At 71.8% G+C, this 19717-nt stretch carries 19 protein-coding genes, 1 tRNA gene and 3 pseudogenes; 17 read left to right on the plus strand and 6 right to left on the minus strand.

What is annotated here, in order from left to right; all coding sequences use genetic code 11:
* The first annotated feature begins 73 nt into the window (after positions 1–73).
* Positions 74–1447, plus strand: a complete 1374-nt coding sequence (locus J5Y05_RS17085; RefSeq protein WP_504740152.1) for an NsdA family TPR-like regulatory protein — start codon at positions 74–76, stop codon at positions 1445–1447.
* Between the two features lie 49 nt (positions 1448–1496).
* Here the strand turns inward: J5Y05_RS17085 and J5Y05_RS17090 are convergent, their stop codons facing one another.
* Complete coding sequence (locus J5Y05_RS17090) at positions 1497–2426, minus strand: aminoglycoside phosphotransferase family protein (protein ID WP_210873289.1); 930 nt, start codon at positions 2424–2426, stop codon at positions 1497–1499.
* A gap of 119 nt (positions 2427–2545) precedes the next feature.
* On the opposite strand from J5Y05_RS17090, the gene J5Y05_RS17095 reads away from it, so the two are divergent.
* From J5Y05_RS17095 to J5Y05_RS17115, 5 genes and pseudogenes are all read left to right on the plus strand, one after another.
* Positions 2546–2606 (plus strand) — tRNA-Ser (locus tag J5Y05_RS17095).
* 247 nt (positions 2607–2853) lie between these two features.
* Positions 2854–3518 (plus strand): annotated as a pseudogene (locus J5Y05_RS17100) (hypothetical protein).
* A gap of 98 nt (positions 3519–3616) precedes the next feature.
* Positions 3617–3910: pseudogene (locus J5Y05_RS17105) on the plus strand (helix-turn-helix domain-containing protein); the annotation flags it as partial.
* 455 nt (positions 3911–4365) lie between these two features.
* Positions 4366–4614 carry a type II toxin-antitoxin system CcdA family antitoxin gene (locus tag J5Y05_RS17110; protein WP_210873291.1) on the plus strand — a complete coding sequence of 83 codons (249 nt, stop codon included), beginning with the start codon at positions 4366–4368 and terminating at the stop codon, positions 4612–4614.
* Positions 4611–5012, plus strand: a complete 402-nt coding sequence (locus J5Y05_RS17115) for a DNA-binding protein (RefSeq protein WP_210873293.1) — start codon at positions 4611–4613, stop codon at positions 5010–5012. Before J5Y05_RS17110 ends, J5Y05_RS17115 begins: the two co-directional genes overlap by 4 nt.
* Before the next feature lie 166 nt (positions 5013–5178).
* Here the strand turns inward: J5Y05_RS17115 and J5Y05_RS17120 are convergent, their stop codons facing one another.
* From J5Y05_RS17120 to J5Y05_RS17135, 4 genes are all read right to left on the minus strand, one after another.
* Positions 5179–5415, minus strand: coding sequence for a hypothetical protein (locus J5Y05_RS17120; RefSeq protein WP_210873295.1), 237 nt, complete (start codon positions 5413–5415; stop codon positions 5179–5181).
* Between the two features lie 609 nt (positions 5416–6024).
* A complete protein-coding gene (locus J5Y05_RS17125; RefSeq protein WP_210873297.1) occupies positions 6025–6441 on the minus strand; it encodes a VOC family protein in 417 nt (138 codons plus the stop codon).
* Between the two features lie 10 nt (positions 6442–6451).
* Complete coding sequence (locus J5Y05_RS17130; protein ID WP_307853960.1) at positions 6452–6871, minus strand: helix-turn-helix domain-containing protein; 420 nt, start codon at positions 6869–6871, stop codon at positions 6452–6454.
* 98 nt (positions 6872–6969) lie between these two features.
* A complete protein-coding gene (locus J5Y05_RS17135; RefSeq protein ID WP_210873300.1) occupies positions 6970–8649 on the minus strand; it encodes an FAD-dependent oxidoreductase in 1680 nt (559 codons plus the stop codon).
* A 663-nt stretch (positions 8650–9312) separates the two neighbouring features.
* On the opposite strand from J5Y05_RS17135, the gene J5Y05_RS17140 reads away from it, so the two are divergent.
* From J5Y05_RS17140 to J5Y05_RS17185, 10 genes and pseudogenes are all read left to right on the plus strand, one after another.
* Complete coding sequence (locus J5Y05_RS17140; protein ID WP_372450496.1) at positions 9313–10419, plus strand: SchA/CurD-like domain-containing protein; 1107 nt, start codon at positions 9313–9315, stop codon at positions 10417–10419.
* Positions 10420–10510: 91 nt separating this feature from the next.
* Entirely contained in the window at positions 10511–10981 is a 471-nt protein-coding gene (locus J5Y05_RS17145; protein WP_210873303.1) for a cupin domain-containing protein, read from the plus strand.
* The gene (locus J5Y05_RS17150; protein ID WP_210873305.1) at positions 10978–12249 is read left to right on the plus strand and encodes a beta-ketoacyl-[acyl-carrier-protein] synthase family protein; all 1272 of its coding nucleotides are present in this window, start codon (positions 10978–10980) and stop codon (positions 12247–12249) included. The genes J5Y05_RS17145 and J5Y05_RS17150 overlap by 4 nt, the downstream gene beginning before the upstream one ends.
* Positions 12246–13481: a ketosynthase chain-length factor gene (locus J5Y05_RS17155; protein WP_210873307.1), complete on the plus strand. Its 1236-nt coding sequence runs from the start codon at positions 12246–12248 to the stop codon at positions 13479–13481. The genes J5Y05_RS17150 and J5Y05_RS17155 overlap by 4 nt, the downstream gene beginning before the upstream one ends.
* A gap of 102 nt (positions 13482–13583) precedes the next feature.
* The gene (locus J5Y05_RS17160; protein WP_210873309.1) at positions 13584–13853 is read left to right on the plus strand and encodes an acyl carrier protein; all 270 of its coding nucleotides are present in this window, start codon (positions 13584–13586) and stop codon (positions 13851–13853) included.
* 1 nt (position 13854) lies between these two features.
* Complete coding sequence (locus J5Y05_RS17165) at positions 13855–14334, plus strand: SRPBCC family protein (protein WP_210873310.1); 480 nt, start codon at positions 13855–13857, stop codon at positions 14332–14334.
* A 35-nt stretch (positions 14335–14369) separates the two neighbouring features.
* Positions 14370–14702 (plus strand): TcmI family type II polyketide cyclase, encoded by a 333-nt coding sequence (locus J5Y05_RS17170; RefSeq protein ID WP_210873312.1) that lies wholly within the window; start codon positions 14370–14372, stop codon positions 14700–14702.
* A 236-nt stretch (positions 14703–14938) separates the two neighbouring features.
* Entirely contained in the window at positions 14939–15805 is an 867-nt protein-coding gene (locus tag J5Y05_RS17175) for a DUF3152 domain-containing protein (protein ID WP_210873314.1), read from the plus strand.
* 285 nt (positions 15806–16090) lie between these two features.
* Positions 16091–16522 (plus strand): PPOX class F420-dependent oxidoreductase, encoded by a 432-nt coding sequence (locus J5Y05_RS17180; RefSeq protein WP_210873316.1) that lies wholly within the window; start codon positions 16091–16093, stop codon positions 16520–16522.
* Between the two features lie 122 nt (positions 16523–16644).
* Positions 16645–17388, plus strand: a pseudogene (locus J5Y05_RS17185) (DUF4142 domain-containing protein); the annotation flags it as partial.
* A 227-nt stretch (positions 17389–17615) separates the two neighbouring features.
* Here the strand turns inward: J5Y05_RS17185 and ku are convergent.
* Entirely contained in the window at positions 17616–18752 is a 1137-nt protein-coding gene (ku, locus tag J5Y05_RS17190; RefSeq protein ID WP_210873320.1) for a non-homologous end joining protein Ku, read from the minus strand.
* A gap of 65 nt (positions 18753–18817) precedes the next feature.
* On the opposite strand from ku, the gene ligD reads away from it, so the two are divergent.
* The gene (gene ligD / locus J5Y05_RS17195) at positions 18818–19699 is read left to right on the plus strand and encodes a non-homologous end-joining DNA ligase (RefSeq protein ID WP_210873322.1); all 882 of its coding nucleotides are present in this window, start codon (positions 18818–18820) and stop codon (positions 19697–19699) included.
* The last annotated feature ends 18 nt before the right edge of the window (positions 19700–19717 follow it).

Raw genomic sequence — 19717 nt, forward strand, 5'->3', positions numbered from 1 at the left:
CTGCACGAAGCGATGGCCAGCACGTACAGTCAGTGACGGAATCCCGAGTCGTCACACCGGCATCACCCGAGGAGTGAAGGCCGCCTTGAAGCCGACCAGTGTCCGCTTACGCGAAGCTCGCACGGGCCGGGGCTGGAGTCAGCCGCGGTTGGTCAGGGAGTTACGTCAGGCTGCCGCCCAGCGTGGTCACCAACTTCCGTCGGACGCCAGTGTGAAGCGGCGTATCGCGAGTTGGGAGAACGACCACAGCACCCCGGACGACTTCTACGGCCCTTTGTTGTGCGACGCGTTCACCACCAGTGCCGCCGCACTCGGCTTGAGCCACAGCCAGCCTCAGGACAGCGCCCTACTTGATGCCGCGTATCCCGCCAGCCCGGACGACGCCATCCAGACGGTGCGCCAACTGTGGCGTGCCGACCTCAACCAGTACGACCCGTTGCTCACGGCGGAGCCCTCCGAACCGGCGTGGAGTGAGGCATCCCTGCGGTGGCTGGTCGCACCCGAGCCCGGCGTCCCCCGGCAGCGGACCGAAGGCACCCGAGTCAGTCTCGGCGACGTGGCAGCCATAAAGACCACGGCGGACATGTTCGCCCAGCTCGACGACCAGTTCGGCGGAGACCACGCGCGTCATGCGGTGATCCAGTACCTCAGCAACGACGTGGCCCCACTTCTACGAGGCCGGTACACCGAGCAAGTGGGCAGGGCCCTGTTCTCCACCGTGGCGGAAGCGACCCTCCTTGCCGGTTGGATGTCCTACGACGCCTGTCACCACGGGCTCGCCCCGCGGTATTTCCTCCAGGCCCTCCGTCTCGCCCAGGACGCCAACGACCGCCGGCTCGCGGGAAGCATCCTCTCCGCGATGAGCCACCAGGCGACCTTCCTGGGGCGGTACACCCAGGCCGCCACCCTCGCCCGTGCCGCCCTCATGGGGATCTCTCCGGTAGCCACGCCGACGTTGCGTGCGCAGTTCCACGCGATGGAGGCTCGCGCGCTCGCGCGTACTGGTGACGTCGCTGCCTGCGAGGCCGCCCTGAGCGCGGCGACCAAGGCCCTCGAAAGCCGGAACAACGAGGACGAGCCGGAGTGGATTAGCTACTTTGACGACGCCGAGCTTGCCGCTGAGGCCGCCCACTGCTTCCGGGACGTCAACAGCGCCCGCCGAGCCGTCGTCCACGCAGAGAACGCCATGAGCGGCAGCCACGTACGGAGCGACTTCTTCGCGACCATGGTCTTGGCGGATGCCCATCTGCGGGCCGGGGACGTCGAGGAGGCGTGCCGGGTGGCACTCGATGCTTTGGATCTCGGGGAGCAGCTCAAGTCGGCGCGATGCGTCAGCTACCTTGCCGAGTTCCGCCGGAACCTGAGCGCAGCGGGCCAGAGCAGCGCAGCGCGTAACCTTGCGGAGCAGGCCGGCGAGAACAGGTTGTGGGTTGCTGCGGGGCGGTAGGTCGCGCCGCACCAGAGCTACCGGTCACGCCAGGAGTGACAGCCGCTCCTCAGAAGGGGCCCCACTCCTTGCGCCCCTCTCCCGTCCGCAGAGACCGGACCCGTCGGGTGAACTCGGCCGCAGAGCGCTCACTCACGCCGACTTGGTGACCGAGCCACGCCACCATCATCAGTTCCCGGAGGTCGGCCAAGGTCTCGTAGCCGGGCCAGTTCATGAGGTCGAAGCCGTACCGGTACACGAAGTCGGCGTACTCCGCTGCCGTGTGCCAGCCGTACCGGTCGTAGAAGAGCGGAGTCTGGATCAGGTCCCACTCGCGTGGAGCGAGGGCGAATCCGTCGAGGTCGATGAGGACGGCGTGACCGTCCCGGTGACGGAGGATGTTCCCGATGCTGGCATCGCCGTGGATCATCCCGTAGGGGAGCACGAAGTCCAGCCGGTCGTACTCCTTGCCGAGCCTCGCCGCCCGTTCCTCCAGGAAGGAGCGGTCTTCTTCGGAGACGGCATCCAGGCCGTTCAGCGAGGCGGACAGCTTGGCCATGGGGTCGAAGTACGGGAGGCCCAGCGACTCGGGTTCCTCCAGCCAGTGCAGCCGGCGGAGCAGGTCGGCCAGCTCGCCGACCGTCGCGTACTCCTCGCGCTCTTGGACGCTCTCCCAGAAGGTGACGACCAGGCCGCGGACGACGATGGGTTGAGCGATATCGGACGGTACTCGGGTGGCGGGGAAGTCGACCGTTTCCAACCAGCGCGCCACGGCCACGGCCCGTTCCATCTCCGGCAGGACGGCGGGATCGCGGGCGATACGGACGATGATCGGTAAGGAGGCCAGTCGGTAGACCGCGTTGGATCCCAGCCGCAGCAACTCCGCCCCGACCGCGTCCAGTCCGGCCGCCTCGCACGCCTCGCGCAGGACGACGGCCACGCCCTCCGCCGTGAACTCCGTACCGCCGCCGAACGGTCCCCCGCTACTGCCCGAGATCATGCCTCCGACGATACGGCGCAGCCGCACCCCCCCGACAGGGCACCCACGTAATAGGGACGTAATGATCTTGAGCGGAGCGGCTTTCCTGCACCGTTCCCCCGCAGGTCAGCGCGCCCGGCGCCCCTCGCACTCCCCCGGCCTCCGGAGCCGTGTGCGCAGGTTCGAATCCTGCCGGGGGCACACCGTGTAAGTGTGCCCAAGACCCCGTCACCAGCGAAAACGCTGAGGCCGGGGTCTTCGCGTATGCGCAGGCGTATGCCGCCCGAAGCGGCTCTATGTCGGGGTCTGCGGACGAGACGTGGACGGGATCTTGGAGCGTTGCCGCAGGTGAGTCGCACTTTCCGCAGTTCTCAGGTTTGGTCCGACAGTCACCCGCCGGGCAGGAGCCTGACGCGTCTGTGTCGGAGGCGTGCGCTTGGATGAGCGAGTGACCGTTCATGACGTTGCTCGGCAACTGCCCGAGATGACAGTCCTCCGTGAACACTGCCGCTCCCTGGCCATCCTGGAGGCAGTCCTGAGCCCTGAGTGGGAGGACCGCTACCACTCCTTCGACGACCACTGGTCCGAGAAGGAGTCAATGGCCTCGATGCGTGACGGATCGGGCAACGAGTACTCGATCGTTTTCTCGCCCGCTGGCGCCTACGTCCGGGGATTCGATCACGAATCGCCTATGAGTCCTATGCAGAGGACGGGCCATTGCCCGGAGTGCTCGATGGAGTTCCTGAGGTCTTCCGGCCGTATGTCGAAGAGTCGGCGTTCTCGGATGAGGACGGGATACCGCTGGTCACTGCTTGTATGTGGCGAGAGAGGGGCAACGACGGCTGGAAAACAGGGGCGATCGACTTCGCTGACGAGGAACCGGAACATCCAGACGGCGCCGGGTACCTCTTCCAACTGTTGGTGGATCGCTCGCCGGAAGCGTTCCAACGGTGGGCCGAGGACCACTACGAGATCCCGGTCGATCTGGAGGCCGTTCGTCACGTCTTCTCTTCGCGTCCTCTGACCGAAGAAGTGGTCCGCGCGTTGAACTCAGAAATCGTCTTGGCTGACCTCGCAGAAGACCTTGCGAAGATCGGCTATTCGATGGGATGAGCCGTAGAGCAATAACAAGCCCCCGACGCAATAAGCGTTTCCAACCTCCCGGTGGACGGGTTTTCGACCGAGAAATCCGTCTCCACCAGAGGCTTCGTGTGCTTTTCTACCCGTCGGGCATCAACGTGTCCAGCTCCGCCAACACCGGCGGAAGCTCGGCACTCGATGGCGACGCCTGAGCCCCGGCCGGCAGGCCCTGCTCACGCTCGCCCATCTGTGCAAGGGCGACCCGTATGCCCAGCTCGCGGCCGGATTCGGCACAGGAACCACCACCGCCTACCGGTACATCACCGAGGCCATCGAGATCCCGGCCACCCTCGCCCCGAGCCTTTGCCGATGCGGCCCGGACGGCATCGACAAAGGCGTTCGTACTGCTGGACGGGACGCTACTGCTGCCCTCTGGGTCGCGCGCTCCATACCCCACCTCGTGGTCGAGTCCAAGTGCCTTCTCGACCAGGGAATCAGGCCCGGATTCGAGCGGAAAGAGCGTGCGAGGAGCAACCGATGTGGTGCGTGTGCATGGTGCGGCGCATCGGGGCGGGGGCCTCCGACGGTCTCCCCAGGTGCTTGTGCAGGGCGGCATCATGCGTCCGCTACCGCGTCCCGTCGGCCTCTCTCCGGTACAGCGCGAGTGCTTCCTCCGCGTCTCCACCCGTCACGCACAAGGACCGTCGCGCTGCGTCGACTCGGGATCGATACACGTCCCTCCCTGTCCCACGGGGCCGAAGTCGTGTCTTCGAGGTAGCTACCACAGCCCTTTCGCTTACGCATCAGGAAGCCGACGCTTGCACCCGCGAGCACAAAGCGCCGCACAGCGATATCTCGCATACTCCAGTATGCTTGCTGTATGTCCTCAACGACTCGTATCACCGTCACGCTTCCCAGCGATCAGGTGGCGGAGCTCCGCAAGCTCACGGACAACGTCTCCGGCTACGTGGCGGAAGCCGTAGCCCGCCAGATCCGGCACCAGCTCCTGGGCGACGATCTCCGCCGCCACGAGGAGGAGCACGGATCTTTCAGCGACGAGGAGCTCGCCGAGGCCCGCGCGAAGATCTTCGGCTCCGTCGGCACCTCCAAGGGCGCGGACGCCGCGTGAGCGAGCGAGTCGAAACCGTCGTTCTGGACTCGGAAGGGCTCTCCGCCTGGATCGCGCAGGACCGTAAGCTCCTCGCGATGCTGCAGGTCTTCCACGATATGGGAGCCGACCTGGTGATCGGTGCGAACACCATCGTGGAAGTCAGCCACTCCCGTACCAACATGTCTCGCCTGAACTGGGCTCTGTCCCGCGTCAAGGTGGAGCCGGTCACCGAACAGGCGGCGAAAGCAGCAACGGAACTCCTCAAGGGCGCCGGGCTGCACGGACACGAGTACGCCATCGACGCCACGGTCGCCGAGGTCGCCCTGCGTCAGCCGAAACCCGTCGCCCTCCTGACCTCAGACAGGGACGACATGACCAAACTCTGCGGAAACCAGGTCCACATCGTCCCTCTCTGACGCGCCGGCCTACCCCGAGCACACTTCCTGGCAGAGTCCGCTGCACCGCTACCCTCGTGCCCCATCCGTGCCCAGCAGAGCGAACAACAGCGGTCGGGTACAGCTCCCAGAGGCCATGGCAGGGCTCTTCCCGGCAGTGGCGCGTCGGGAGGGGCCCTGCCGGCTGTCAGAGACCTCGATCGCGGTTCCAGCGGCTCACGTGCACCGCATAGAAGACGTTGCCGATGCCCGCGGTGAGCATGAGCAGCCAAAAGTGGGCCCACAGCGACTGACGTCGACGCCTCAGCCCCACCCCGCCGATGACCGCTGCGGCAGATGCCGCAGCGGAGTTGTTGTTGTTGATGATGATTGTCGGAGGCTGTCCGTACGGCTGTACAGGCTGCTGATCAGGCGGTGTCGCCATGCTGCGTCGACTCCTCGTTGAGCTGAGTGTGCAAGAGCGAAACGCACCATAGAGGCGCTTGGACGGTCACTGAGGCCGAACCTGCTGCACGTCACCCGGTCGAGGCATGTTGCCTCTGTCCGTCTCAGTTTCCGACCCGTGCACGGCCGTTCATGCTGGACCCAGAGCTATCGTCACACGGCCTGCCGGCCGCCCGCCTCCGGCCAGAGCAGCGCGGCGCGTGACCTTGCGGAGTAGGCCGGCGAGAGCAGGTTGTGGGTTCCTGCGGGGCGGTAAGGCCGCGCCAGGGCTACCGTACCGGCCACGCCGAAGGCGACAGCCGTCCTTATACGGCGCCGTCTGGATCAGGTCCCACTCGCGGGGAGCGAGGGCGGATCCCGTCGAGGTCGATGAGGACGGCGTGACCGTCCCGGTGACGAAGGATGTTCCCGATGCTGGCATCCCCGTGGGCCCTCCCGTAGGGGAGCACCAGAAGGTGACGACCAGGCCGCGGATGATCGTCCCTCTGGGCGGTATCCATGAGGTGATCGGTGTCGTCGAGGGCGCGTCCGGCGCCGTCACGGTTCTCGTCTTCGATGGCCGGGGCTGGTCGTCTGGTGGGCTGGTGGCTCAGGGCTTGCGGGGCTGGTTGAAGCGGATCATGTTGCCTGCGGGGTCGCGGAAGGCGCAGTCGCGGACGCCGTAGTGCTGGTCCATGGGTTCCTGGAGGACGTCGCCGCCCGCGGCGCGGATGTGCTCGAAGGTGGCGTCGCAGTCGTCGGTGGTGAAGATGACGCCGCGCAGCAGGCCCTTGGCGAGGAGTTCCGCCATGGCCTGCTTGTCGGCGGGCGAGGCGTTCGGGTCGGCCAGCGGGGGCTCCAGGACGATGTTCACGTCGGGCTGGGACGGCGGGCCGACCGTCACCCAGCGCATGTTCTCGAAGCCGACGTCGTTGCGTACCTCCAGGCCGAGGATGTCCCGGTAGAAGGCGAGAGCCTTGTCGTGGTCGTCGACGGCGATGAAGCACTGCGAGAATTTGATGTCCATGGCGTTCACGCTACGGACGCCGGCCCGCTTTCGCTTCTCCGTTCCTGACCGGTCGGGAGTAGATCTTGGCGTAGCAGGGCGGCACGACGGCGGCGGCCTCGTGACCTCGGGCCCGGTACGCGCTCGGGCTCTCCCCGACCAGCTCGGTGAAGCGTGAGCTGAAGGAGCCGAGCGAGGTGCAGCCGACCGCGTGACAGACCTCCGTCACCGTGAGGTCGCCCCGTCTGAGCAGGGCCTTGGCCCGTTCGATGCGCCGGGTCAGGAGGTAGCCGTACGGCGTCTCCCCGAAGGCGGCGCGGAAGCTGCGGGAGAAGTGGCCCGGGGACATGAGGGCGATCCGGGCCAGCGCCGGTACGTCGAGCGGCTCGGCGTAGTCGCGGTCCATCGCGTCGCGGGCCCGGCGCAGCCGGACGAGGTCCTCCAGGGTCACCCCTCCACCTTCGCACGCCGGCGGGAGCGGCGGGGCGGCGGCGGGAGCGGCGGGCATACGGTCACCCCGCCGCCCCCTGCCGGAGCGGCGCCGACGTCTCACCTGTGGGACAGCACCTCCCCCAGTACCCGGCGCAGCACCGGCTCCGGGTCCGGTGCCGGGCCCGGGGAGCGCCAGGCGACGAAGCCGTCGGGGCGGACCAGCACCGCGCCGCCGCGCGAGACGCCGTGCGCCCGTGCCCAGTCCTGGGCGGTGCCCGTGCCGTCGTCCTCCACGGTGAGGTCGGCCTCCGGGGCGCCGTCGGCGCCGACGCGGTACGGCGTCAGCGGCACGCCCGTCTCCTCGGCCAGGCGCGTCGCCGCCTCGTGCCAGCCGGAGGGCTCGGCGGCGTCGCTGAGCAGGACGAGGGAGCGTTCGTACAGGTCGAGGGTGGACAGGCGGGCATCGGCGCGGCGCAGCCACAGGTGGGGTGCGCGGCTGCCGGGGGCGCCGCCGAGCCGGAGGTCCTCGGGGACGACGGGCGTGGCCGGGTCGGCGCCGACCACGGCACCCCGGGGGTAGCGGTAGCCGAGGGCGACGTTGAGGATGCCGCGCTGCGGGCCGCCGCCGCCCGGGGTGGGGGGCGGGGCAAAGCCGGGGTGGCTGTGTTCGGCCGAGCGGGCGGCGGCGCGGGCGCTGGTCGCCTCGGCCACCGGGCGGCGTTCGGCGTCGTAGCTGTCGAGGAGGCCGTCGCCGGCCCAGCCGTCGAGGACGGCGGCGAGTTTCCAGGCGAGGTTGTGGGCGTCCTGGATGCCGGTGTTGGAGCCGAACGCCCCGGTGGGCGACATCTCGTGGGCCGAGTCGCCGGCGAGGAAGACCCGGCCGGAACGGTAGGTGCGGGCGACGCGCTGGGCGGCGTGCCAGGGGGCGCGGCCGGTGATCTCGATGTCGAGACCGTCGTCTCCGACGGCGCGGCGGATGTGGTCGGCGCACCGCTCGTCGGTGAAGTCCTCCAGGGTCTCGCCCTGTTCGGGGTGCCAGGGGGCGTGGAAGACCCAGTTCTCCCGGTTGTCGACGGGCAGCAGGGCGCCGTCGGCGTCGGGGGTGGTCAGGTAGCAGACGATGAAGCGGCGGTCTCCGACGACGTCGGCGAGGCGGCGGGAGCGGAAGGTGACGCTGATGTTGTGGAAGAGGTCGCCGGGACCGCTCTGGCCGATGCCGAGTTGTTCGCGGACGGGGCTGCGGGGGCCGTCGGCGGCGACCAGGTAGTCGGCGCGGATCGTGGTGTGTTCGCCGGTGTCGCGGCTCTTGACGAGGGCGGTGACGCCGTCGGGGTCGGCCTCGAAGGAGAGTAGTTCGGTGGCGAAGCGCAGGTCGCCGCCGAGTTCGTCCGCGTGCCGCAGGAGTTGGGGCTCCAGGTCGTTCTGGCTGCACAGGCACCAGTTGCTCGGGCTGAGGCGGGCCATGGCGCCGCCCGCGTCGATCTGGCGGAACAGCCACTCCCCCGCGTCGCCGACCAGGGTGGGCGTCTGGAGGATGCCGTGGTTGCCGGCGAGGGTGGCGGCGGCCCGGCGGATCTCGGGTTCGGTGCCGGAGACGCGGAACAGCTCCATCGTACGGACGTTGTTGCCGCGTCCGCGGGGGTGGATGGAGGTGCCGGTGTGCCGTTCCACCAGGGTGTGGCGGACGCCCAGGCGGCCCAGGAACACCGAGGTCGACAGCCCGACCAGGGAACCTCCGACGACGAGCACGGGGACGCGGTGCACCCCGGTTTCCGGTCGGGCGGCGCTTTCGTTCATTGTTCGTCCCTCATCTCGTGCGGCTCGTGCGTCTGGTACATCTCGTGCCTCCGTTGTGCGGGCTTCTGTGGGCCTGCGCGGACCTTCGGGGGTTTTCGGGGGGCTTCGGGGGGCTTCGGGGGCTTCAAAGGTCTTCGTGGGGTGGGGGGGGAGGGCGGACCGGGCCTGGTGGTGGCGCCCTCCGGTTTCCGGGTGCCCAGGTCCCGTGACCGGGTCCCGTGGCCCGGGTCCGTCGGAACCGGTGCCGGTGCGGCGTCGGTTCGGTGGGAGTGCGCCGGTCCCGGGACGGGTTGCTGCCGAGAACTCATTCATGCCCCGTGAGGCCCACGGCGGCTCAGGCTTCACCCACTTAACACGCCTGGTTCGCGGTGCCCGCGGGCACGCCGCACGATCGTCCTTGTGCGGCCGAGGCGCCCCCGCTCCGCGTGGAGAGCGCCCCGACGGCCGTTCTCTCTCCCAGTCCACGAGGATTTCCCCTGAGAAGAGGTGGGCCGGATGACGGTCTCTCCCGTCGTATCGACGGACACCGCGCCGACGGACTCCGGGCCGGACGCCCGCCCGGTCCGGGGCGCTTCGGCGGAACCGGGCTCCCGGGACGCGGGCCCGGCGGATACCGGGCCGGCGGGCTCCCCGCCGGCGTCCGGGAAGGCCGCGGCGTCCGGTGTGACGACGTCCGCCTTCGACGGCTCCCGCGTGCGGGTCGTACTGATGCTGGACGTCCACGACGGCATGCAGCAGGAGTTCCTGAACGCCTACGAGCGCATCCGCGGCCGGGTCGCCGCCGTCGCGGGGCACGTCAGCGACCAGTTGTGCCAGTCCCTGGAGAACCCGACGCAGTGGCTGCTGACCAGCGAGTGGGAGAGCGCGGCGCCCTTCCTCGCCTGGGTGAACAGCGCCGAGCACCTGGAGACGGTCGAGCCGCTCCAGGACTGTGTCCGCGACACCCGCTCGCTGCGGTACAGCGTGCTGCGCGAGACCTCGGGCGACGGCCCCGCCGACGAGCCGGCGACCCTGGAGGTGCCGAACGGCTCCCCCCGGATCGGCGGCAACCTCGTCCGGCACGCCCTGACCTTCACGGTCCGGCCGGGCAGCGAGGCGAAGGTGGCCGAGCTGCTGTCGAACTACGTCTCCCCCGAGGCGCACGTCGACGACTCCACCCGGCTGCTGCGCACCTCCCTGTTCCTGCACGGCAACCGGGTGGTGCGGGCGGTGGAGGTGCGCGGCGAGTTGCAGACCGCGCTGCGCCACGTCGCCCGGCAGCCCGGGGTGCGGGCGGTCGAGCGGGCGCTCGACCCGTATCTGGAGCAGAGCCGCGACCTGGACGACCCGCACTCCGCGCGGCGGTTCTTCACGCTGGCGGCGATGCCGGCCGTGCACCACGTGGCGTCGGGCGCCCCGGTGGACGACCGGACCCGGCGGTGCGCGCTGCTCTACCCGGTCCGGCCCGGCGCCGGTCCGGAGCTGGCCCGGCTGCTGGCCCGCCAGGACGCCGCCGCCGTGCGGGACGCGCGCGGACCGGTGCTGGCGGCCACCGTCTTCCACCGCGACGACCTGGTCGTCCGCCTCGTCGACGTGGACGGCGACCCGGACGCGGCGCCCGCGGCGGTGCTGGGCCTGCACGACCTGGCCGGCGTCCCCGAGGCCGGACGGCTGCTGGAGACGGCCGCCGCCGGTGTGGACGGGCCGCTGACCGACGCGGACGCGCCGGCCCGGCTGCTCGCGTACGCCCGGATGACGCCCCTGACCGACCGGCGATCGGCCGGCTCCTGATCGCTGCGGCGCGGCCCGGCCCGCCGACGTGCCCGCCGGTCCGCCGCAGACGCCCCTCCCCGTCCCCCCTGCCTCCCCCGGAGTGACCGACATGACAGACCAGCAGGTTCGCATCGTCTCCCTCGGCGACATCGCGCCCAACCGCCGCCGCGGCGGCGACCTCCGCGCCCTCCTGACGCCCACCACCGCGGGGTCGACCAGCGGTTTCATGGGCGTGGCCCTCATGCAGCCCGGCGAGCGCATCGCCGAGCACTACCACCCGTACTCCGAGGAGTTCGTGTACGTCACCGACGGAGCGCTGGAAGTGGACCTGGACGGCGTGGCCCACCCCCTGGCCGCCGGGCAGGGCCTGCTGATCCCGCAGGACATGCGCCACCGCTTCCGCAACGTCGGTGACGTCGAGGCCCGGATGGTCTTCCACCTGGGCCCGCTGGCCCCGCGGCCCGAACTGGGGCACGTCGACACGGAGGACGCGCAGGGCAACAGTCTCGTCCACGACCACGACGGGTGCGCCCACCCCGGTGACGGCCGGCCCGCCACCGCGGCCGAGGCGGTGTCATGAACCGGCGCCGGGTCGCCGTCACCGGCATAGGCGTCGTCGCCCCGGGCGGGATCGGCGTGCCGCAGTTCTGGGGCCTGCTGTCCGAGGGCCGTACGGCGACGCGCCGGATCTCCCTCTTCGACCCGGACGGGCTGCGTTCGCAGATCGCCGCCGAGTGCGACTTCGATCCGTCCGACCACGGGCTGGACCTCGCCACGGTCCAACGCAGCGACCGGTACGTGCAGTTCGCGCTGGTGGCCGCCGCGCAGGCGGTGCGCGACGCGGAGCTGGACCTGGCGCGGCTGGACCCGTGGCGGGCCGGCGCCACGCTGGGCACGGCGGTCGGCGGCACCACCCGGCTGGAACACGACTACGTGCTGGTCAGTGAGCGCGGCGCGCGCTGGGACGTCGACGACCGGCAGGCCGAACCGCATCTCCAGCGGGCCTTCACCCCCGCCACGCTCGCCTCGGCGGTGGCCGAGGAGTTCGGGGTGCACGGGCCGGTGCAGACCGTGTCGACGGGGTGCACCTCGGGTCTGGACGCGGTGGGTTACGCCTTCCACGCGATAGCCGAGGGCCGCGTCGACGTCTGCCTCGCGGGCGCCTCCGACTCGCCGATCTCGCCGATCACCATGGCCTGCTTCGACGCGATCAAGGCGACCTCGCCGAACAACGACGACCCCGCGCACGCCTCCCGTCCCTTCGACGCCGACCGCAACGGCTTCGTCATGGGCGAGGGCGCGGCGGTGCTGGTCCTGGAGGACCTGGAGCACGCGCGGGCCCGCGGCGCCGAGGTGTACTGCGAGATCAGCGGGTACGCGACCTTCGGCAACGCCTACCACATGACCGGGCTCACCAAGGAGGGCCTGGAGATGGCGCGGGCGATCGACACGGCGCTCGGCATGGCCCGCCTGGACGGCACCGCCGTCGACTACGTCAACGCCCACGGCTCGGGCACGGTGCAGAACGACCGGCACGAGACGGCGGCCGTCAAACGGTCGCTGGGCGAGCACGCGTACGCGACCCCGATGAGTTCGATCAAGTCCATGGTGGGCCATTCGCTGGGGGCCATCGGCTCCATCGAACTGGCCGCGTGCGTCCTGGCGTTGGACCGTCAGGTGGTGCCGCCGACGGCCAACTACGAGACGCCCGACCCGGAGTGCGACCTCGACTACGTGCCGCGCCAGGCACGCGAGCGGGCGCTGCGGCACGTGCTGTCGGTGGGCAGCGGTTTCGGCGGCTTCCAGTCGGCGGTCGTGCTGAGCGGGTGCGAAGGAGGACGGCGATGAGCGCAGGACGTCGGCCCCGTGCGGTGGTCACCGGTCTCGGCGTGGTGTCCCCGCACGGCGTCGGTGCCGAGACCTTCTGGAAGGCGGTCGCGGACGGCACCAGCAGTCTCGGTCCGGTCACCCGGGAGGGCTGCGGCCATCTGCCGCTGCGGGTCGCGGGCGAGGTGCGCGGCTTCGACGCGGTGGAGACCATCGAGGAGCGGTTCCTCGTCCAGACCGACCGGTTCACGCACTTCGCGCTGGCCGCCGCCCAACTGGCCATGGAGGACGCCCGGTTCGGCCGTGCCGACATCGCGTCGCCGTACTCCGTGGGCGTGGTGACCGCGGCCGGGTCCGGGGGCGGCGAGTTCGGGCAGCGGGAGTTGCAGAACCTGTGGGGCCATGGCTCGCGGTACGTGGGCCCGTACCAGTCGATCGCCTGGTTCTACGCGGCCAGCACCGGCCAGATCTCCATCCGCAACGACTTCAAGGGGCCCTGCGGAGTCGTGGCCGCCGACGAGGCGGGCGGGCTGGACGCGCTGGCGCACGCGGCGCTGACCGTGCGCGGCGGCACCGAGCGGGTCGTCTGCGGGGCGACGGAGGCGCCGCTCGCCCCGTACTCGGTCGTCTGCCAGCTCGGGTATCCGGAGCTGAGCCGGGCGGACGAACCGGACCGCGCCTACCGTCCGTTCACCGCCGCCGCCTGCGGGTTCGCGCCCGCCGAGGGCGGGGCGATGCTCGTGGTGGAGGAGGAGACGGCGGCCCGGGAGCGTGGGGCCGAGCCGCGGGCGACGGTGGCCGGGCACGCGGCGACCTTCACCGGCGCCTCCCGCTGGGAACAGTCCCGGGCGGGGCTGGCGCGGGCGATCCAGGGCGCTCTGGCGGAGGCGGGCTGCCGGCCCGAGGAGATCGACGTGGTCTTCGCGGACGCCCTCGGGGTGCCGGAGGCGGACCGGGCCGAGGCGCTCGCGCTCACCGACGCGCTGGGGGCGCACGCCCGGCGGGTGCCGGTCACCGCGCCCAAGACCGGGACCGGGCGGGCCTACTGCGCGGCGCCGGTGCTGGACGTGGCGACGGCGGTGCTCTCCATGGAGCACGGGCTGATCCCGCCGACCCCGCACGTGTTCGACCTCTGCCACGACCTGGACGTGGTGGCCGGCCGGGCCCGCGCCGTCGAGCCGCGCACCGCCCTGGTCCTCTCCCGGGGCCTGATGGGCGGCAACTCGGCGCTCGTGCTGCGCAAGGGCGCCTGACCTTCCCCACCGCGCGGGGCGGCCACGCCGGCCGCCCCGCGCGTCCTCCCCAGGCGCCGCCGCCGGCGCGCGCCGACCGAACGAGCCAAGGAGCAGCCTCGCATGAGCAACCCAAAGGACTATCAGGTGAGCGTCGAGGAACTGGCCGCGCTGATGAAGCGCACCGCCGGGGTGCAGGTCGACCCGGCCGCGCTGCGACAGCAGTCCGACGCCGGATTCGAGAGCTTCGGCCTGGACTCCCTCGGCCTGCTGGGCATCGTGGCCGAGCTGGAGAAGCAGTACGGGCTGGGCCTGCCCGAGCAGGCCGAGCGCTGCAAGACGCCCGCCGATTTCCTCGCGCTGGTCAACGGCGCCCTGAAGACGGGAGTGTGACATGGCAGGGCACACCGACAACGAGATCACCATCGCCGCGCCGATGGACCTGGTCTGGGAGATGACCAACGACGTCGACAACTGGCCCCGGCTGTTCAGCGAGTACGCCTCGGTGGACGTGCTGGAGCGCGACGGCGACCGCGTCACCTTCCGGCTCACCATGCACCCGGACGAACAGGACCGGGTGTGGAGCTGGGTCTCCGAGCGCACCGCCGACCGCGCGAGCCGCACCGTGCGCGCCCACCGGGTCGAGACCGGCCCCTTCCAGTACATGAACATCGTCTGGGAGTACGCCGAGACCCCGCAGGGGACCCGGATGCGCTGGGTCCAGGACTTCGCGATGAAGCGGGACGCGCCCGTGGACGACGCGGGGATGACGGAGAACATCAACCGCAACTCCCGTACGCAGATGGCGCTGATCCGGGACCGGATCGAGCAGGCGGCGGGCGAGCGGCGGACCGCCCCGGCGTTCGCCGACTGACGGCGGGCCGACCGACTCCGACGAAGGGCCTCCTCATGCACCACACCCTGATCGTCGCCCGGATGGCACCCGGTGCGGCGCCGGACATCGCCAAGGTGTTCGCCGAGTCCGACCGCGGTGAGCTGCCCGACCTGGTGGGGGTGACCGGGCGCAGCCTCTTCTCCTTCGGTGATGTGTACATGCATCTCATCGAGAGCGAGGACGACCCGGCGCCGCGTATCGCCCGGCTGACCGGCCATCCGGAGTTCCGTGAGGTCAGCGAGCGGCTGGAGCCGTACGTCTCGGCGTACGACCCGGCGACCTGGCGCAGTCCACAGGACGCGATGGCCCGCCGCTTCTACCGCTGGGAGCGGTCCGCCGCCGGCTGACGGCGTCCGCCTCCCGTACCGCGTCGGGGTCGCACGGCTGCTGCCGGGCGACCCCGGCGCGCGTCCGGCTGATGCCTCAACTCGCTTGTGACAAGCGGCACATGACGTACGGTCATGGTTTGCCCTCGGCTTCGGGTTGGATCTTGGGGTAGACCGGCGCGCGGGTGGGGCCGTGCCCGCGGCGGCCGGGCCCCGTCCTCCCACGCGCCCGCCGACCAACGGAGAGGACGCGCCTCGTGGGCCGACCCCCAGCCCGCCGATCACGTCGGAGCGCCGTGCCGGGCGGCGGACGCCGGGCCCGCGCCGCCCGCAGGCGCCGGCCGGCGCGTACGGCCCTGGCCGGGCTGGCGCTCGGCGCCGTGCTGGTCGCGGCCGGCGCCGCCGCCGGGTACTGGCGGCAGACGCGCGCCGGGGACCCGGGCGGCGGGGCGGCGGGCGCCGCGGAGGCGGCGGGTCCGAAGGCGTCCGACGCGAAGGCCCCCTCGACGGCCCCGCCGCCGCCCTCCCCCTCGCCCTCTCCCCCGGTCGTCGCGGTGCCCGAGACCGGGCCCGGCACCTTCACCACCGCGGACGCCGACGGCGCGAGCGTGGGTACGGGGACCCGGGTGCGGCGGTACATGGTGCTGGTGGAGGAGGGCATCGACATCCCGGCCGAGGAGGCCGCCGCCGAGGTGTCCGCCGTCCTCGCCGACCCGCGCGGCTGGACGCGGGGCGGCACCGAGGCGTTCCGGCTGGTCGGCTCGGGGCCGCACGACTTCGTGGTGCGGATCGCCACGCCGGGCACCGTCGACGAGATCTGCGGCGCGGCCGGGCTGAACACCCGGGGCGAGGTGAACTGCAGCGTCGGCAAGGACGTCGTGGTGAACCTCAAGCGCTGGGTGCTGGGCTCCCCGGAGTTCGACGGCCCGATCGGCGAGTACCGGGCGCTGATCGTCAACCACGAGGTCGGCCACCGCATCGGCCGCGGCCACGAGACCTGCCCGGGGCCGGGCCTGCCCGCCCCGGCGATGATGCAGCAGATCAAGGGGCTCCAGGGGTGCGTCGCCAACGCCTGGCCGTACGACCGTGACGGACGGTACCTGGGCGGCCCCTCGGTCCCGTGAACCGGCGCTCCCCGGACCGGTGCGCCCGTACGACGGCGGCGACCCCACGCCCGGACCGGCGCACCCGTACGACGGCGGCCATCCACGCCCCGGACCCGCGCACCCGTACGACGGCGGCCACCCGCCCCGGACCCGCGGCCCCGGTCCCACGCTCCGCCGAGCCGCCGGACGGGCCCCCGCCGAGCCCCCGGACCGGCCGCGCCGTCGAGCCGCCCGGCGCGTGAAATCCGGGCCCGCGCGGCCCGCCCCCGGGACATCCGGCGGGCGCGGCGCGATGATCCCGGCATGACGACACCCCGCTTCGACCCCCGCTCCCTGCTGGCCGGCGCCCGCCTCGGCGTACTGGCGACGATCAAGTCCGACGGCCGCCCGCAGCTCTCCCCCGTCATGCCCGCCTACGACGAAGGCGCCGGCGTGCTGCGCGTCTCCACCCGCGAGGGGCTGGCCAAGACCGCCAACCTGCGCCGGGACCCGCGCGCCTCGCTGGAGGTCACCGCCCCGGACGGCCGCTCCTGGGCCACCGCCGAGGGCACCGTCACCCTCACCGGGCCGGGCACCGACCCGCACGGTCCGGAGGTGGAGGCGCTGGTGGCGTACTACCGCGCCGCCGCCGGGGAGCACCCCGACTGGGACGCGTACCGGGCGGCGATGGTCTCCGAGCGCCGGGTGCTGCTCACCCTGACCATCGAACACGTGTACGGCTCGGCGATCGGCTGAGGGGCCGCTTCCCCGGCGTCGTGAGAATCACACGGAAACGGTGATCGATCCGGCCTCCGTTTCCGTACTCCCCCGAGCACGAGTACGTGCACGAGATCTCTCACGTCGCCCCTGGAGGCATCATGCGGCTGTCCCGCAGCAGGATCGGAGTCATCGTCCTGTTCGGGGTGATGACCCTGACCCTCTCCGCGCTGGCCTTCCCGGCCCTCGTCGGTGTCGAGCAGCCCGACGGCGACCAGGACCGGGTCATCGCCAGCACCAAGTACGGGCCGCTCACCGAGGCGGACCGCGACTTCGTGGTCAAGGTGCGGGCCGCCGGGCTCTGGGAGTACCCGCTCGGGGAGCTGGCGATCGAACGGGGCACCACGAAGGAGATGAAGACGGCCGGCCGGCATCTGGTCGTCGGGCACGCCGGACTCGACGCGATGTGCCTGGAGATCGCCCCCGAACTGGGCGTCACCCTGCCCAACAGGGCCTCGCCGCAGCAGGAGGGCTTCGTGAAGACGATCAGCTCCAAGCGCGGCGCCGAGTTCGACGAGACCGCCGTCAACATCATGCGCGTCACCCACGGGCAGATCTTCTCGGTGATCGCCAAGATCCGGGCCAGCACCAAGAACACGCTGGTGCGGCAGCTCGCCGACCTCGCCAACGACACCGTCCTGGACCACATCACCGTCCTGGAGCAGACCGGCCTGGTCCGCTACGACGAGGTCACCTTCCGGCAGACCGGCCCGGCCAAGCTCCCCCGGGACCGGGTGACCCCGCCCCCGCCGCAGCCGGGCGAGCAGACCCTCGTGCTCAAGCAGCGGCCCGACCTCAACGTCAACACCGCGGCGCCCACCCCCTCGCCGGCCCCCTCGGCCCCGCAGGCGCCGGACGCCGCCGAGGCGCCCGAGGCCGTGGGAGCACCGCTCGACCCCGCCGTCCCCGGCACCGGCCCCGTCGACGCCGTCGACCCGGCGGCGCCCGTCGACCCCGCCGCGCCGGTCACCTCGCCTTGACCACGGCCTGACCTCGCCCCGAACCGGCCCGGACCTGGCCCTGACCGCGCCCGGACCTGGCCCCGACCTGGCCCTGACCGCGCCCCCGGGCGTCAGGCGCTGCGCCGCCGGGAGGCGGTCTTCTTCGCGGGCGCCTTGGTGCCGGACTCCTTGGCCGCGGTCCCCCCGGCCGCGGCCTTGCGTCCGCCGCCGCCCTTGCCGGCGCCGGACTTGGCGGTGGACGACTGGGTGGACGACTGGGCGGTGGCGGACTTGGCGGCGGTCTTCTTCGCGGCCCGCTTCTTCGGCTCCGCCTTCCCCTGCCCGGTCTTCCCCTGCTCCGCCTTGCCCGGCCCGGTCTTCTTCGCCGCCACCTTCCCGCCGCCGGACGCCTTCTTCGCGCCGGTCCCCCGCCCGGAGGGCTCCTCGCGCTCGGGCAGGGCGTGCACCTCGGCGTCGCCCGCGCCCTCCTCGCCCCGGGACTCGCGGGCCGCGCGGACGCTGTTCTCCAGGGCCGCCATCAGGTCCAGCACCTTGCCGGACCGGGCCTGCTCGGGCGCCTCGGGGGGTGCCTCGCCGGCCGCCTTGGCGGCGATGACCTCCTCCAGCGCCTCCCGGTACTCGTCGTGCAGGTCGTCGAGGTCGATCTCCCCGAGGGTGTCCATCAGGGCGTCCGCGAGGTCCAGCTCCTGGTCGCGGACGGTGACGTCGGTCTCCGGGGCGACGCCCTCGGGCGCGCGGACCTCGTCCGGCCAGAGCAGCCCGTGCATGGCGATGGCGTCCCCGACCACCCGCAGCATGCCGAGGCGCTCCCGGCCGCGCAGGGCGAACTTGGCGATGGCGACGCGGTTGCTCCGTTTGAGCGCCTCGCGCAGCAGCGTGTACGGCTTGGCGGCCGGGGCGCCGCTCGCGGCGAGGTAGTACGCGGAGCCCATCTGGAGCGGGTCGATGCGGTCGCCCGGCACGAAGGCGACGATCTCGATGGTCCGGGCCGTGGGGAGGGGCAGGTGGGTGAGGTCCTCGTCGGTGATGGGCACCATGGTGCCGTCGGCGTCCTCGTACGCCTTGCCGATCTCGCTCTGGGTGACCTCGCGGTCCTCCAGTTCGCAGACCTTGCGGTACCGGATGCGGCCACCGTCCTCCGTGTGGATCTGGCGGAAGGAGATCGTGTGGCTCTCGGTCGCGTTGACCAGCTTGATCGGGATGCTGACCAGGCCGAACGAGATGGCGCCGTTCCAGATCGATCGCACGTGGAGCACCTTTCCCTTCCCGCACCACAGGGCGTTTTGTCCCGGTTCCGTGAGATTCTCATGGTATGGCGCCTATCACGGAGGTGGAGGGGCGGCGGGTGGCCCTCAGCAATCTGGACAAGGTGCTGTACCCCGCGACCGGCCTCACCAAGGGCGAGCTGCTGCATTACCACGCGACGGCCGCCGGGGTGCTCCTGCCGCACCTGCGCGACCGCCCGCTCTCCTTCCTGCGCTACCCGGACGGGCCGGACGGCGAGCTGTTCTTCACCAAGAACGTGCCGCCCGGTACGCCCGGCTGGGTCACCACGACGCGGGTCGCCCGTTCGGAGGGCCCGGCGCGGATGGTGCTGGTGCAGGACCTGGCCAGCCTGATGTGGGCGGCGAACCTGGTGACCGAGTTCCACACCCACCAGTGGCTCGCGGACACCCCCGACGAGGCGGACCGGCTCGTCTTCGACCTCGACCCCGGCCCGCCGGCCACCGTCGTGGAGTGCTGCGAGGTGGCGCTGTGGCTGCGGGAGCGGCTGGCGGCGGACGGCGTCGAGGCGTACGCCAAGACCTCCGGCGCGAAGGGGCTGCACCTGCTGGCCGGGGTGCGCGGGTCGTCGCCGCAGCGGGTCACCGAGTACGCGAAGGAGCTGGCCGTGGCGGCGGAGCGGGCCCTTCCGGAGCGGGTGGTGCACCGGATGACCCGGAGCCTGCGGCCGGGGAAGGTCTTCGTCGACTGGTCCCAGAACGCGGCCCGCAAGACGACGGCCGCCCCCTACACCGTGCGGGCCCGCGCCGAGCCGGCCGTCTCCACGCCGGTGACCTGGGCGGAGGTGGCGGCGTGCCGGAGCCCCGGGGAACTGGTCTTCCGGACGGAGGACGTCCTGGCCCGGGTGCGGGACCACGGGGACCTGCTGGCCCCGCTGCTGGACCGGGAGCGGGCCGCCGCCCTGCCCTGAGCGGGGGTGTCGCAGGAC

This window comes from Streptomyces tagetis (assembly GCF_018069565.1).
Classification (GTDB): Bacteria; Actinomycetota; Actinomycetes; order Streptomycetales; family Streptomycetaceae; genus Streptomyces; species Streptomyces tagetis.

Bases quoted from the DNA above. Each gene is read 5' to 3' on its own strand.
- J5Y05_RS17090 (WP_210873289.1), bottom strand. From the start codon at position 2,426: ATGATCTCGGGCAGTAGCGGGGGACCGTTCGGCGGCGGTACGGAGTTC.
- J5Y05_RS17110 (WP_210873291.1), top strand. From the start codon at position 4,366: ATGTCCTCAACGACTCGTATCACCGTCACGCTTCCCAGCGATCAGGTG.
- J5Y05_RS17120 (WP_210873295.1), bottom strand. From the start codon at position 5,415: ATGGCGACACCGCCTGATCAGCAGCCTGTACAGCCGTACGGACAGCCT.
- J5Y05_RS17125 (WP_210873297.1), bottom strand. From the start codon at position 6,441: ATGGACATCAAATTCTCGCAGTGCTTCATCGCCGTCGACGACCACGAC.
- J5Y05_RS17135 (WP_210873300.1), bottom strand. From the start codon at position 8,649: ATGAACGAAAGCGCCGCCCGACCGGAAACCGGGGTGCACCGCGTCCCC.
- J5Y05_RS17145 (WP_210873303.1), top strand. From the start codon at position 10,511: ATGACAGACCAGCAGGTTCGCATCGTCTCCCTCGGCGACATCGCGCCC.
- J5Y05_RS17150 (WP_210873305.1), top strand. From the start codon at position 10,978: ATGAACCGGCGCCGGGTCGCCGTCACCGGCATAGGCGTCGTCGCCCCG.
- J5Y05_RS17155 (WP_210873307.1), top strand. From the start codon at position 12,246: ATGAGCGCAGGACGTCGGCCCCGTGCGGTGGTCACCGGTCTCGGCGTG.
- J5Y05_RS17160 (WP_210873309.1), top strand. From the start codon at position 13,584: ATGAGCAACCCAAAGGACTATCAGGTGAGCGTCGAGGAACTGGCCGCG.
- J5Y05_RS17165 (WP_210873310.1), top strand. From the start codon at position 13,855: ATGGCAGGGCACACCGACAACGAGATCACCATCGCCGCGCCGATGGAC.
- J5Y05_RS17170 (WP_210873312.1), top strand. From the start codon at position 14,370: ATGCACCACACCCTGATCGTCGCCCGGATGGCACCCGGTGCGGCGCCG.
- J5Y05_RS17180 (WP_210873316.1), top strand. From the start codon at position 16,091: ATGACGACACCCCGCTTCGACCCCCGCTCCCTGCTGGCCGGCGCCCGC.
- ligD (WP_210873322.1), top strand. From the start codon at position 18,818: ATGGCGCCTATCACGGAGGTGGAGGGGCGGCGGGTGGCCCTCAGCAAT.